Origin of the sequence: Rathayibacter rubneri, assembly GCF_023743255.1 — a bacterium.
Classification (GTDB): domain Bacteria; phylum Actinomycetota; class Actinomycetes; order Actinomycetales; family Microbacteriaceae; genus Rathayibacter; species Rathayibacter rubneri.
In genome coordinates this window covers 24932-38364 of the sequence record NZ_JAMRYM010000025.1, presented here as the reverse complement: position 1 = coordinate 38364, position 13433 = coordinate 24932, and the positions used below count along the sequence as shown (strand labels likewise).

Here is a 13433-nt window from a genome sequence, read left to right as displayed (position 1 = left end):
GTCGGCCTCGGCGTCGAGCGCGGCGATGTCGATGCGGCGGCCGTCGCGCGCCGACTCGAGACCGAGCTCGGCGAGGCGGACGCCGCGCGCGCCGGCGAAGAAGTCGTACGGGTGCGGGCCGTTCTCGACCACGTGGCGGATGAACTCCTCCCACTGCGTCTTGAAGCCGTTCTCGAAGACGTCGTTGACGGGCAGCTCCTGCCAGTCCTCGGCGTAGACGTGCTGCTCGGGCAGATCGGGGTTCCAGGTGGGCTTGGGGGTCGCGACGCGCGGCTGCACCTTGGCGCCGAAGAGCCCGACGACCGCGCTGCCGAGGGTGCCGTCGACCTGGAACTCGACGAGCTCGGGGCGGTTCACCCGCACGGCCCAGGAGGAGTTCAGCTGCACGGTCGCACCGCCGGCGACGTCGAAGATCGCGTAGGCCGCGTCGTCGGCGGTCGCCGTGTACTCGTCGCCGTTCTCGTCGACGCGCACGGGGATGTGGGTCGCGGCCTTGGCGTAGACGCCCTCGACGGCGCCGAACAGGTTCTCGAGCACGTAGTTCCAGTGCGGGAACATGTCGACGATGATGCCGCCGCCGTCCTCCTTGCGGTAGTTCCAGCTGGGGCGCTGAGCGTCCTGCCAGTCGCCCTCGAAGACCCAGTAGCCGAACTCGCCGCGGACCGAGAGGATGCGGCCGAAGAAGCCGGAGTCGATGAGGCGCTTGAGCTTCTGCAGCCCGGGCAGGTAGAGCTTGTCGTGCACGACGCCGTTCTTGATGCCGGCCTCCTTGGCCAGCTCGGCGAGCTCGAGGGCCTCGGCGTAGCTCTCGGCCGTGGGCTTCTCGGTGTAGATGTCCTTGCCCGCGGCGATGGCCTTCTTCAGGGCGGGGACGCGCGCCTTGGTGACGAGGAAGTCCGCGTAGATCTGCCACTTCGGGTCGGCGAGGGCGGCGTCGAGATCCGTGGTCCAGTGCTCCAGGCCGTGGCGGGCGGCGAGCTCGGCGAGCTTGGCCTCGCTGCGGCCGATGAGCAGCGGCTCGAGCTGCACGCGGGTGCCGTCCGAGAGCAGCACGCCGCCCTGCTCGCGGATCGCGAGGATCGAGCGGACGAGGTGCTGGCGGTAGCCCATGCGGCCCGAGACGCCGTTCATGATGATGCCGAGGGTGCGCGGCTCGGCGGTGGCGGGGGTGGTCGACTCTGACACGGGAGGCCCTTCTGGTGTGCGGTGCTGCGACCGGCGGAGAAGCCGGACGGAAAGCGTTTACCAGAGTGTAGGACCGCGCCTCCGCCGGGGGCAAGCGCATTCCGCGCGGCGTCGCTCACCGGCCCGACGGGCGACGCGAGACGCCGCTCCGGAACCTGATGCGTCGGAGGAGGCGGACGGGAGCGGCGTCTCGCGGGAGCCCGCCGTCGGACCGAGGACACCCGCGCGGTCAGCGCGGGGTCGTCGAGGTGTGCGCGCGCACGACGGCCCGAGCCCGCCCGCTCACTCGAAGAGCGACAGCGTGAGCACGGCGGCGTACCGGCCCGCCCGGACGCTCGCCGGCGTCTGCAGGACCAGCTCGGCGTCCGCCGTCCAGCGGCCCGGCCGGGCGCCCTCGGCGATCGTCAGCAGCGGGGCCTCGACGAGTCCGGGGCGCGACCCGGCCGCTGCGTCGTCCAGGACCGTGAGCGCCACGGGGCCCGCCGCGACGGAGTCGCCCTCGAGCAGGCGCGGCGCCCAGCCGAGGTGCTCGACTCCGATCGGCGGCTGACCGCTCGTTCCGGTGAGGGCGCTCGCGGTACCGAGCACCGACCAGCCCGGGCGGTCCGTGACCGGGGTCCGGGTGTCGCGCACGGTCACCGTCGGCAGCGTCCCGACGAAGCGGCGGACCGCGGCCGTGCTCGCCGACTCGGACAGCGCCACCGCCTCGCCCGCGACGGTCATCGCGAGCGCGCCGGGATCCGTCGGCGGGTCGATCGCGACTCCCACGTCGACGCCGCCCGCACCCTGCTCGACCGGGTCCTGCTCGACCGGTCCCTGCTCGACGGAGACCTGCTCGATGGGAGCCGGCGGAACGGGGGACTCCCGGGGCGCGGTCCCGACCGGCTCACCACCGGCAGGGCCGACGGGCGGGAGCGCGACGGGCGCCGCAGCGTCCTCCTCGGCCGTCGCACTCGAGCGCACCCCGCTGATCGGGTCGGCGGTGGGAGCGGGCGCATCCGGAGCGGCGCTGGTCGCCGCGGGCGCCGGCGCCGACGGGGGCACCGCCTCCGGAGCTGCCGCGGCGGTCGCGAAGAAGAGGGACAGCACGAGGCCGGCCGTGGGGGCGGCCGCGGCGAGGGCGGCGGTGCGGGTGCGGTGGATCACGGGTGGTTCCTGGTTCTGCCGTGCGTCGTCGGAGCGGCCCTCCTTCGTACCAGCGCCGCCCGCTCCACCGAGACCCCTCGTCCGGTGCACGCGGCGGGACGCCCCCGAGCGTGCAGGAGCCCCGGTCGGGGGAGGGGGCCCCTCCGCCCGACCGGGGCTCCTGCGACGTGCTCCCGGTCAGCAGCTCCGCGAGGGGTACGCCGCACTCTGCTCGAGGGTCTCGCCGCCGCCGACGGCGGTCACGACGACCTCGCCCGCGGGAGCGGTCGTCCGGCGCGTCGTGAACGTGTGCGTCGCATTCGCTCCGACGGCGACCTGCGCGAACGCCTTCTGGCCGTAGCTCGAGCGGATCGTCACGTCGACGGGCGCCGCGGATCCGTTCGTCGCGGTGACCGACAGGTACGCCTTCCCGGTGATGCACCGGGTCGAGACGGTGACGGGGACCACGAGCGCGGGCGCCGCGGCCTCCGGCACCACGATCTCGGGGATCTTCACGTAGGAGTTCGGGGTCGCGAACGTGATCCGCAGCCCGGTCGCCGTCACCGCGCCGAAGGAGAGCGTGGTGGCCGAGCCGTTCGCCGCGACCGGAGCGGCCTGGGCGGTGGTCGGTCGCCAGACGCCGTCGGCGCCGCGGTAGGCGACGCTCGCCGAGGCGAGGGTGCCCTCCGTGTTCGTGAAGGTCAGGCGGTCGACGCGGTGCGCCTCGGCGAGGGTGAGCGTGAAGTCCGAGCTGCTCTTCAGCGCGGTCCCCGACCAGGTCGACCAGGCGGTCGCCGTGCTGCCGTCGCAGGCGTTCGTCGCGGGGAGCGTCGACCACTCCGTCTGGCTGAACGAGGCGCTCACACTCGCGCCCGGGAGCCGGCAGAGGTTCACCGGAGGAGCGTCGCCCCAGATCTCGACCTCCGAGATCGACTGCCACGTGTTCGCCGCACTGGTGAGGTGCAGGCGCACGGCCGCGGTGTCGGGGAGGGAGGAGAGATCCAGCGCCACGGTCGGTGCGGCGTCGGCGGCGACCTGCGTCAGCGTCGCCGAGACGGTCGACGTGCGCCAGGCTCCGCCGACCTGGTACTCGACCTCGACCTTCGAGGGCCAGCTCGCCGCCCCGTCTTTGTAGGTGTGCACCGTGAGCGAGTCGAGGTCCTGCGGTGAGCCCCACGAGAACGTGAGGCGGCTGTCGCGCGGGAAACCGGAGGAGGACCAGTCGTCCCAGCCCTTGCCCTTCACGTCGCCGTCGATCAGCTTCGGCGCCAGATCGGCGCGGCTCGACGCGGTCACCGAGGACTGACGGGCGAGGTTCACGATGCCGGGCTCGGCCACCTCGACGGTGCGCGTGAAGCGACGGCCGTCCGAGTACTCGGCGTCACCGGCGAGCACGCCCGTGATCTGCAGCGTCCCGAGGACGTTCGGCCCGGTCGGCTCCCAGTCGACCGCGACGTCGCGCGTGCCGCCGGGGGAGCGGACCGACACGGTCGCGGGGAGCGAGGCTCCGATGTCGTCCGCGCGGGTCACCGTCTCGGGGAGGCGGTCGTCGACGACCGACCAGAGGCCGGCTCCGACGCCCTTGTCGTCCCAGTAGGACGCGTCCCACCCGTCGGCCCAGCGCGCCGGATCCTCCACGGCGGGATTGCGCATCTCGAGTCGGCCGTTCTCGCCGATGGTCATCGGCAGCCAGACGTAGTTCGAGTCGGCGGCGCCGTCGTTCCACCGGTCGCCCAGGTAGACGTGCTTCCCCGGGCCCAGCGTCAGGACGTCCGTCGACTGCGAGCCGAAGGTGCTCTTCCGGGTGTCGCCGACCGAGAGGAGGCCGTCGCCGCCCTCGGGGATCTGGTTGTAGGGGACGTTCTCGTACGGGTCGTCCGACTGCACTCCGCGGATCCACGGACCGAGGACGTCGTCGGCCGTGTAGTAGGTCTGCGGGTTCGGCGCCCATCCGGTCGCTCCCGAGGCGAGCGTGAAGTACTTCCCGCCCTCGGTGAAGATCGCGGGAGCCTCGAGGACGCCGCACTCCTTCACGATCTGGAAGTCGGTGCCGCGCACCGGCGCGCCGGGCGTCCCGTCGGCGAAGACGTACGGGTACCGGCCGTCGGCCGAGTACTGGTTCGCAGCGAGGGTGTCGGTCGTCGTCGTGCGCTCGACGTTCGTGTAGTCCGCGTCGAGCTTCGCGATGTACAGGCTCCGGTTCTCCTCCGAGGAGTAGGAGATGTAGGCGGTGCCGTCCTCGTCCTGGAAGACGGTCATGTCGCGGGCCTGGCCCGGCACGGCCGCCGAGATGCACGCCGTGTAGTCGGTGCGGTTGTAGAGGCGGTAGGCACCGGTCATCGTGAACGGACCGGTCGGGCTGTCCGACACCGCGACCGCGGCCATCGAGCGCGCGTAGGTGCTGCCGCCCGGCGTGATCCGGCCGTCGGAGTGCCACCACATCACCCACTGGTCGTTCTTCTCGTTGTAGAGCACCTTCGGGCGCTCGAAGATCGCGGTGTTGGGGGAGGTCTGGTTCGTGTCGAGGTGGTAGTCGATCTCGGCGATGCGGTCGGCGCGCGGGGTGCCCGCGTCGTCGACCGTGTCGTAGAGGGCGTCGAAGTAGGGCTGCTCGAGCTCCTCGGGAGCCTGGACGCTGCGCAGCGCCGTGCCGCGGTTCTCCCAGTTCAGCCCGTCGGTCGAGCGGTACACGGCGACTCCGGGGGAGTTGTAGTAGCCCTTCGTGCGGTCCTCGCCGTACCAGTAGTGCACGTCCGCGCCGTCCTCCTGGACGGTCACGATCTGCCCGCCGTGCGCTTGGATGTGGCGCCCGTCGGTGTCGTACCAGCTCGGCTGGAAGTAGCCTGCCGCACTCCGTCCCGGGTCCTGGATCGCGGGGTAGGAGTCGTACACGGGTGGCGGATCCGCGCGCGGGACCCCGTCGGCGGGATCGGTCACCACCGCGCTCGCGAGCGGCGCGGCCGCAACGGCCGGCGCTCCTGCGGCCAGCAGGCCGGTGACGACGAGAGCCGTCACCGCCCATCCGAACGGTCTCTTCCTGGGCGTCATGCTGTGCTCCTTCGCACGGGGACCTCGGGAGTGTTCACGCGAACAGGTCCCGCGTCCCACCGTACATGGCGACGTCAACATGCGGCAGAGCGGATCGCCCTCGACCCGAGGGCGGACCGCTCAGCGCGGGGCGCGCAGCTCCCGGAGCGGTCCGCCGTGCAGCGGATCCGTGCGCCAGCGGGCGGTGAAGGTGCCCGCGGCGGCGTCGAGCACGAGGTGCAGCCGGTGCGGCGTCTCGAGGAACAGGACGTCGACGAGCAGCTCGCCGCCGGGGGCGCGGCCGGCGCTCGCCGCGAGCACGCCCGTGGTCGTCCACTCCCCGGATCCCGGAGCGACCAGGAGCCGGTCCTCGCCCTCGATCAACGCGAGCGTCCATCCGCTGCGCTCCGCCGAGATCTCGAGACCGGTGAGCGAGAGGACGTCGGAGTGCGAGGGGCGGAAGCGGCGGGGCGCGACGTCGCCGGCGGCGGGCTCGAGCGGAGGCAGGCCGAGCGCGCCGAGGCGCCTCGCGAGCGCCTCCTCCGCCTCGCTCGGAACCGGCGAGCCCGAGGGCAGGAGCGCCGGCAGCAGGTGCTCCCACACCCGCGCGAGCAGCCCCTCGGTGTCGGTCGTCTGCCCCGTGATCGCGAGGACCGCGTCGTGCTCGGGCAGCACGAGGCCGAACTGCCCGTAGGCGCCGTCGGCCCGGTACCCGTGGGTCGAGCGCCAGAACTGGAAGCCGTAGCCCCCGCTCCAGTCGGCGCTCTCCTCCTTCGAGGTCGGCACCTGCGCCGTCGACGCCTCCGCCACCCACGCGGAGGCCAGGAGCTGCTCCGAGCCCCAGCGACCCTCCTGCAGGTAGAGGAGTCCGAGGGCCGCGGCGGCCTCGGTCGTGGCGTGCAGCCCGCTGTAGCCGATCTCGCGCCCGGAGGCGTCGCGCGTCCAGGCGACCTCGCCGATGCCGAGCGGATCGAGCAGCCGCGGGCGGAGGAAGTCGACGAGCGACTCGCCGCTCACCCGCTGCACGATCGCGGCGGCGGCGAAGGTGCACGGCTGGTTGTAGGCGAAGAGGCTGCCCGGCTCCTCCTCGGGCGGCAGGAGCAGGAAGCCCCGGACCATGTCGACCGGATCGATCGCGCGCGCCCGGTCGATCGTCTCCTCGCGGTGCCCGCTCGCCATCGCGAGAACATGACGGACGCGGATCGAGCGCGAGCGCGGATCCGTCACCTCGTCGTCGAGCTCGGGGAAGTACGAGAGCACCGTGGCGTCGAGGTCGACGAGCCCCTCGGCGATCGCCAGTGCGACGGCGGTCGCGGTGAAGCTCTTCGAGTAGGAGTAGAGGAGGTGGACGCGTTCGGCGGTGTACGGCGCCCACCAGCCCTCGGCCACCACGCTGCCGCCGCGCACGAGGAAGAACCCGTGCGGCTCGATCCCCGGCGCCGCCTCGAGGGAGTCGACGAGGGCGAGGACGCCGGCGGCGTCGACTCCGCGGGAGGACGGTGAGCTTCTCGGCAGCGAGCGGTTCATCCCTCGATGCTACGGCGGGGCTGTGCCGTAACCGGTGGTCCGGGAGCGGGCGGGGCCCCGTGGGTGTGCGGGACCGGAGAGGCTCGTGCTCGATTCGCAGGCTCGCGCACGATTCGCAGGGGATCCGAGCCGGCAAGCGGATTCCTCCGCCTGACGCACCCCGCCTGGCGCGCATCTCCTGCAGATGGTGCGCATCTCCTGCAGATGGTGCGGAGCCCTGCAGATGGTGCGGAGCCCTGCAGATCGGACACTGCCTTCCTCCGGGCCGGCCGGAGCGAGTCGCCAGGTCGGAGAGGAGGCTGCACGATTCGCAGGGGATCCGAGCCGGCAAGCGGATTCCTCCGCCTGATGCACCCCCGCCGGGCGCGCATGTCCTGCAGATCGAACATCGCCCTGCAGATCGTGCGAAGGCCTGCAGATCGTGCGAAGCCCTGCAGATCGTGCGGAGCCTCCACCGGAAGCGGACGACTCGGCCCTACGCCTCGGCGGGCGGCGCGTCCGGGAACGGCCCGAGGCCCAGGAGGAAGCGCAGCAGCACCTCGGCCGGCGCGCGGACCGCGGGGCCCAGGCCCAGCTCCCAGCCCGCGTCGGTGGCGGCGAGCGAGCGGCCCCGGATCGCCGCGCGGATCGGGAGCGGTGCACGCTGCATCCGCTCCATGGCGATCGCACCCGAGACGCGGGGCGGCAGGTCGACGCCGGTGACGAGGCTCAGCTCGACGCGGACCACGTCGACCAGGTCGGCGATGCCGCGGGATCCGGAGCCGGAGCGGCGGGCCGAGGCGAGAGCCGCGAGCGCGCCGGGGATCTCGGACGACGGGGGAGGGGTGCTCGCCTCGCGGGCGCCGACGCGGGTGGCGAAGCGCTGTCCGGTGCTGCTCGAGAGCCGGACGACGAGCTCGCCGAGCACCGCGGACGCGGGAAGGGGAGACGCGGAGGGGGCGGAGACGGCACCGGCCGCCTCGCCCTCCAGGAAGGAGGGGGAGGCGGCCAGTGCTGCCAGGCGGTCGAGCCGATCGGCGACGAGGGGGCGCCAGTCGTTGCTGACCCCCGACTCGTCGACGTCGGGCCGAGCGCTCAGCGGGAGGAACCGCGACCAGTCGGGCACGGGACTCCGATCAGCGTCCGCCGGCGCGGCGCTTGTTGTAGACGTCGAAGGCGACCGCGAGCAGGAGCACGAGGCCCTTGACCGCCTGCTGCCACTCGATGCCGATGCCCATGATCGACATGCCGTTGTTCAGGACGCCGATGATCAGACCACCGAGGATCGCGCCGCCGATGGTGCCGACGCCGCCCTGGACCGCCGCGCCGCCGATGAAGGCTGCCGAGATGGCCTCGAGCTCGAAGCCGTCTCCGGCCTTCGGGCCCGCCAGGTTCAGGCGGGCGGTGAAGACGAGTCCGGCCAGCGCCGCGAGGACGCCCATGTTGACGAACAGCCAGAAGGTGACGTTGCGCGTCTTGATGCCCGAGAGCTCCGCGGCGTGCAGGTTGCCGCCGATGGCGTAGACGTGGCGGCCGAAGACCGAGCGGTTCATCACGACGCCGTAGACCAGCACCAGCACGGCCAGCACGATCAGGGTCACCGGGATGCCCTTGAAGGTGGAGAGCGCGAAGGCGAAGGCTCCGATGACGAGCGCGACGAGGACGAGCTTGGTGACGAACCAGGCGCCCGGCTCGACGCTCTGGTTGTACTTCTGGCGGCCGCGGCGGGTGCGCAACGACTGGACGGCGAAGGCGATGATGGCCAGCGCGCCGACTCCGAGCGACAGCGGGTCGAGCGCGGTCTCGCCGAACAGGTCGGTGAGGAAGCCGTTGCCCAGCGCGCGGTACTCGATCGGGAACGAGCCGATGTTCGCGTTGCCGAGGACGACGAGCGCGAGACCGCGGAAGATCAGCATGCCCGCCAAGGTCACGATGAACGCGGGTATCCCCACGTACGCGATCCAGAAGCCCTGCCAGGCTCCGACCAGGGCGCCGATCGCCAGCGACAGCACGATCGAGAGCCACCACGGGAGGCCCATGGTCACGGCGAAGACGCCGGAGACGGCTCCGACGAACGCGGCGACCGAGCCGACCGAGAGGTCGATGTGGCCGGCCACGATGACCATCACCATGCCGATGGCGAGGATCAGGATGTAGCCGTTCTGGACGATCAGGTTCGAGATGTTCTGCGGGCGCAGGAGGATCCCGTTGGTCATGATCTGGAACAGCAGCACCACCACGATGAGGGCGATGAAGATGCCGTTCTTGCCGAGGTCGCCCAGCACGTGGCTGAGGCGCTTCGTGAACGCGTTCTCGGTGGGGTTCACCTGCGCACCCGCCGCCGTGGGCGGGGTGTTCTGCAGATCGGTCATCGTTGCTTCTCCTGGGTCATGAGGGTGAGGACCGCCTCGGGGGTCGCCTCGGCGATGGGCAGCTCGCCCGTGATGCGGCCTTCCGACAGCGCGTACACGCGGTCGCAGATGCCGAGGAGCTCGGGGAGCTCGGAGGAGATGACGATGATCCCCTTACCCGCGGCCGCGAGCTTGTTGATGATGGTGTAGATCTCGTACTTCGCTCCCACGTCGATGCCGCGGGTGGGCTCGTCGAGGATCAGGACGTCGGGGTCGGAGTAGATCCACTTCGACAGGACGACCTTCTGCTGGTTGCCGCCCGAGAGCTTGCCGGTCTTGGCGAGGACGGTCGGCGACTTGATGTTCATGCTGCCGCGGTACTCGTTGGCGACCTCGAACTCGCGGTTGTCGTCGACGAGTCCGCCCTTCGACACCTTCTCGAGCGAGGCCAGCGAGATGTTCCGCTTGATGTCGTCGATGAGGTTGAGGCCGTAGTGCTTGCGGTCCTCGGTGGCGTAGGCGAGGCCGTGGGCGATCGCCTCCGACACGTTGCGCATCCTGATCTCCTTGCCGGCCTTGAAGACCTGCCCCGAGATGCGGCTGCCGTAGGAGCGGCCGAAGAGGCTCATCGCGAACTCGGTGCGCCCGGCGCCCATGAGGCCGGCGATGCCGACGATCTCGCCGCGGTGCACCGTGAGGTTCACCTTGTCGACCATGACGCGCGTCGGGTCCTGCGGGTGGTGAGCCGTCCAGTCCACGACGCGGAGGATCTCCTCGCCGATGTGCGGGGTGTGGTCCGGGTACCGGTGGTCGAGGTCGCGGCCGACCATGTCCTTGATGATCCGGTCCTCGGTCACGTCGTCGTGCGCGATCGTCTCGATCGTCTTGCCGTCGCGGATGACCGTGACGGTGTCCGCGATCTTCTTGATCTCGTTCAGCTTGTGGCTGATGATCAGCGACGTGATGCCCTGCTCCTTGAGGTGCAGGATCAGGTCGAGCAGGTGGTCCGAGTCCTCGTCGTTCAGCGCCGCGGTGGGCTCGTCGAGGATGAGCAGCTTGACCCGCTTGGAGAGCGCCTTGGCGATCTCGACGAGCTGCTGCTTGCCGACTCCGATCTCCTGGATCTTCGTCGTCGGGTTCTCCTTCAGACCCACCCGGGCGAGCAGCGCGGCCGCCTCCTGGTTGGTCTTGTTCCAGTCGATCAGCCCCGCGAAGCCGCGGACCTCGTTGCCGAGGAAGATGTTCTCGGCGATCGAGAGGTAGGGGCTGAGGGCCAGCTCCTGGTGGATGATGACGATGCCCTTGGCCTCCGAGTCGCGGATGCTGCCGAACTGCATCACGTCGCCCTCGAAGACGATGTCGCCCTCGTACGTCCCGTGCGGGTAGACCCCGGACAGGACCTTCATCAGCGTCGACTTGCCGGCGCCGTTCTCGCCGCAGATCGCGTGCACCTCGCCGCGCGCGGCGTTCAGGGTCACGTCCTGCAGCGCTTTGACGCCCGGGAACGTCTTGGTGATCCCGCGCATCTCGAGAATGTTGGTGCTCACTACGCCTCACTCCTTCAGGGAGCCGAGCCCCCGCTCGGGGACCCGGCTCGGATCTCTCAGTACCGACCCGCGCCCTCGGGCGCCGATCAGGTCACGGCCCCTCGGAGGAGGCCCGGCTCGCTTCCACCCCTCTTATAAGAGGAGTGACGCGTCAGCTCCTCCTTCTGGAGGGCGTCCCGCGGCCGCTCCTCCTTCTGGAGGGCGTCCGGTGAGCTCCTCCTCCGGAGGGCTGTCGCGGTTCTCGGTGGGGTGAGCTGCAAGGCGGAGGAGGGCGCGATACCGGAGGTATCGCAACCGACGACAACGCCGCAGATCACCCCACCGAGGTTCGCGATCTAGCCGTTGATTTCGGCGTCGGTGTAGTAGCCGCCGTCGACCAGGACCGACTCGATGTCGTCCTTGGTCACGATGACCGGCTCGAGCAGGTACGACGGGACGATCTTCTCGCCGTTGTCGTAGGTCTCGGTGTCGTTGACCTCGGGCTCGGAGCCCTCGAGGACGGCCTGCGCCATGAGCACGGCCTCCTTGGCGAGCTCGCGGGTGTCCTTGTAGATCGTGGCGTACTGCTCGCCCGAGATGATCGCCTTGACGGAGTCGAGCTCGGCGTCCTGGCCGGTGATGACCGGGAAGTCGGTGCCCACGGTGTAGCCGGCGTCGGTGAGGGCCGAGATGATGCCGCGGCTCAGGCCGTCGTAGGGCGAGAGGACGCCCTGGACCTTGGATCCGTCGGAGTACGTCTTGGTCAGGATGTCCTCCATGCGGCTCTGGGCGACCTCGGGGTCCCAGCGCAGCGTGGCGACGGTGTTGAACTCGGTCTCGTCGCTCGCGACGACGAGGGTTCCGTCGTCGAGGAAGGGCTTGAGGGTCTCCATCGCGCCGTTGAAGAAGAACGTGGCGTTGTTGTCGTCGGGGCTTCCGGCGAACAGCTCGATGTTGAAGGGGCCGGCGGGCGCGTCGGCCACGGGGGCTCCGGTCAGGTCGGTGAGGCCCAGGCCCGCGAGGAGCGAGGTGGCCTGCTGCACGCCGACCTTGAAGTTGTCGAAGGTCGCGTAGTAGTCGACGTTCTCCGAGTCGCGGATGAGGCGGTCATAGGCGATGACCGGGATGTCGTTCGCGGCCGCCTCCTCGAGCACGCTCGTGAGGGTGGTGCCGTCGATCGAGGCGACGATCAGGGCCTTGGCGCCCTTGGTGATCATGTTCTCGAGCTGCGAGACCTGAGTGGGGATGTCGTCCTCTGCGTACTGCAGGTCGACCTCGTAGCCGGCCTCCTCGAGCTGCGACTTGACGTTGTCGCCGTCGGCGATCCAGCGCTCGGAGGACTTCGTCGGCATCGCGACGCCGACCAGTCCGCCTTCGCCGCCGCCTTCGCCGCTGCCCGAGTCGCCGCCGCTGGAGCAGGCCGCGAGGGAGAGGATCATCGCTCCGCCGGCGAGGCCGGCGAGGAGGGAGCGCTTCATAGTGGTCACTGTGATTCCTTCGTCATTGAATGCAGTGGGAGTGGCCGCTCCCGGGTGCGGGGCGGGATGTGAGCGCTCATGTGAGCGATCACATGGAGTGATGCTAGACCCGCGGATCGCTTTCGTGTAACCGGGTTTGTTGCGACTCGGTAACGGCGCGCCCGGACGGACGCTCCGCGACGGTCACTCGACGCAGGGTGCGGGGCGCCGAGGTCGACCCGCGGACGACCAGCTGCGGGGCGATCGGAGCTGCCCACTCCGGCCGCTCTCCCTCGATCAGGCTCAGCAGCGTCGCCATGCAGCGGCGGCCCAGCTCCGCGAAGTCCTGGCGCACGCTGGTCAGCGGCGGCCAATAGAACGCGGCCTCGGGGATGTCGTCGTAGCCGATGACGCTGACGTCCTCCGGCACGCGGATGCCGCGCTCGTGGAACGCGCTCAGCAGTCCCAGCGCCATCTGGTCGTTCGCCGCGAAGACGGCCGTGAAGTCGAGGAAGCGCGAGAGCTCGAGTCCGACGCGGTGGCCGCGCTCGGCGCTCCAGTCGCCCAGCAGCGGCGGCCTCATCGCCACGTTCCGGTCGTCGAGCTCGGCGAGGAACCCGCGCATGCGCGCCTCCGCCTCGATCCAGTCCTGGGGGCCGGCGAGGTGCACGATCTCGGTGTGGCCGAGGTCGATCAGGTGGGCGGTCGCCAGGCGGGCCCCGGCCATCTGGTCGACGTAGAGCGCGTCGTCGCGCGAGTCGTCCGAGGTCTGCAGGGTCACGTGCGGGATGCGCAGCGCGGCTCCGGACAGGATGTCGAAGACCCGGATCTGCGGCGCGATGACCACGAGACCCTCGACGGCCTGGTTCAGCAGGTGGCGGATCCCGGCCTGGATCGATTCGCCGTCGGTGCCGTCGACGTTGGCCGTGACGACGAGGTAGCCGGCATCGCGGGCGGCCACCTCGATCGCCTGGATGCTGGAGGCGGGCCCGTACTGCAGGCTCTGCGAGGAGAGCACCCCGATGGTCCTGGTGCGGCTGGTGACCAGTGCCCGGGCGGCGAGGTTGGGGCGGTAGTCGAGCTCGGCCATCACCTCGAGGACGCGCCGCTTCGTCTCGGCGCGCAGGCTCGGGTGGTCGTTCAGGACGCGCGAGACGGTCTGGTGCGACACCCCGGCGGCGCGCGCGACGTCGTAGATGCTGGGAGCCCGGGGCGCGGGCTTGTCTTCCGGCATCGGGGCACCGTGGCTCTCTGTG

General features: G+C 70.9%; 9 protein-coding genes. All 9 read right to left on the bottom strand.

Translation table 11 applies throughout. The features are described from left to right. The coding region (locus NB037_RS08120) for a Gfo/Idh/MocA family protein (RefSeq protein ID WP_251944946.1) at positions 1–1131 on the bottom strand (1131 nt) is incomplete at its 3' end. A gap of 336 nt (positions 1132–1467) precedes the next feature. Next, positions 1468–2331 (bottom strand): hypothetical protein, encoded by an 864-nt coding sequence (locus NB037_RS08115; RefSeq protein ID WP_251944941.1) that lies wholly within the window; start codon positions 2329–2331, stop codon positions 1468–1470. A 177-nt stretch (positions 2332–2508) separates the two neighbouring features. Then, complete coding sequence (locus NB037_RS08110) at positions 2509–5358, bottom strand: discoidin domain-containing protein (protein ID WP_251944938.1); 2850 nt, start codon at positions 5356–5358, stop codon at positions 2509–2511. A gap of 120 nt (positions 5359–5478) precedes the next feature. Beyond that, positions 5479–6864, bottom strand: a complete 1386-nt coding sequence (locus NB037_RS08105) for a serine hydrolase domain-containing protein (RefSeq protein WP_251944935.1) — start codon at positions 6862–6864, stop codon at positions 5479–5481. 475 nt (positions 6865–7339) lie between these two features. Beyond that, a complete protein-coding gene (locus tag NB037_RS08100; protein ID WP_251944933.1) occupies positions 7340–7969 on the bottom strand; it encodes a hypothetical protein in 630 nt (209 codons plus the stop codon). 10 nt (positions 7970–7979) lie between these two features. Next, positions 7980–9215, bottom strand: a complete 1236-nt coding sequence (mmsB, locus tag NB037_RS08095; protein ID WP_251944931.1) for a multiple monosaccharide ABC transporter permease — start codon at positions 9213–9215, stop codon at positions 7980–7982. Next, complete coding sequence (mmsA, locus tag NB037_RS08090) at positions 9212–10741, bottom strand: multiple monosaccharide ABC transporter ATP-binding protein (protein ID WP_077222411.1); 1530 nt, start codon at positions 10739–10741, stop codon at positions 9212–9214. Before mmsA ends, mmsB begins: the two co-directional genes overlap by 4 nt. Positions 10742–11076: 335 nt before the next feature. Beyond that, positions 11077–12198: a multiple monosaccharide ABC transporter substrate-binding protein gene (chvE, locus tag NB037_RS08085; protein WP_242683162.1), complete on the bottom strand. Its 1122-nt coding sequence runs from the start codon at positions 12196–12198 to the stop codon at positions 11077–11079. A 103-nt stretch (positions 12199–12301) separates the two neighbouring features. Next, positions 12302–13411 carry a LacI family DNA-binding transcriptional regulator gene (locus NB037_RS08080; protein ID WP_251944929.1) on the bottom strand — a complete coding sequence of 370 codons (1110 nt, stop codon included), beginning with the start codon at positions 13409–13411 and terminating at the stop codon, positions 12302–12304. Between the last annotated feature and the right edge of the window lie 22 nt (positions 13412–13433).

What these genes read in the sequence shown, in the direction of transcription:
- NB037_RS08110 (WP_251944938.1), bottom strand. Translation starts at nt 5,358, where the DNA reads ATGACGCCCAGGAAGAGACCGTTCGGATGGGCGGTGACGGCTCTCGTC.
- NB037_RS08105 (WP_251944935.1), bottom strand. Translation starts at nt 6,864, where the DNA reads ATGAACCGCTCGCTGCCGAGAAGCTCACCGTCCTCCCGCGGAGTCGAC.
- mmsB (WP_251944931.1), bottom strand. Translation starts at nt 9,215, where the DNA reads ATGACCGATCTGCAGAACACCCCGCCCACGGCGGCGGGTGCGCAGGTG.
- chvE (WP_242683162.1), bottom strand. Translation starts at nt 12,198, where the DNA reads ATGAAGCGCTCCCTCCTCGCCGGCCTCGCCGGCGGAGCGATGATCCTC.
- NB037_RS08080 (WP_251944929.1), bottom strand. Translation starts at nt 13,411, where the DNA reads ATGCCGGAAGACAAGCCCGCGCCCCGGGCTCCCAGCATCTACGACGTC.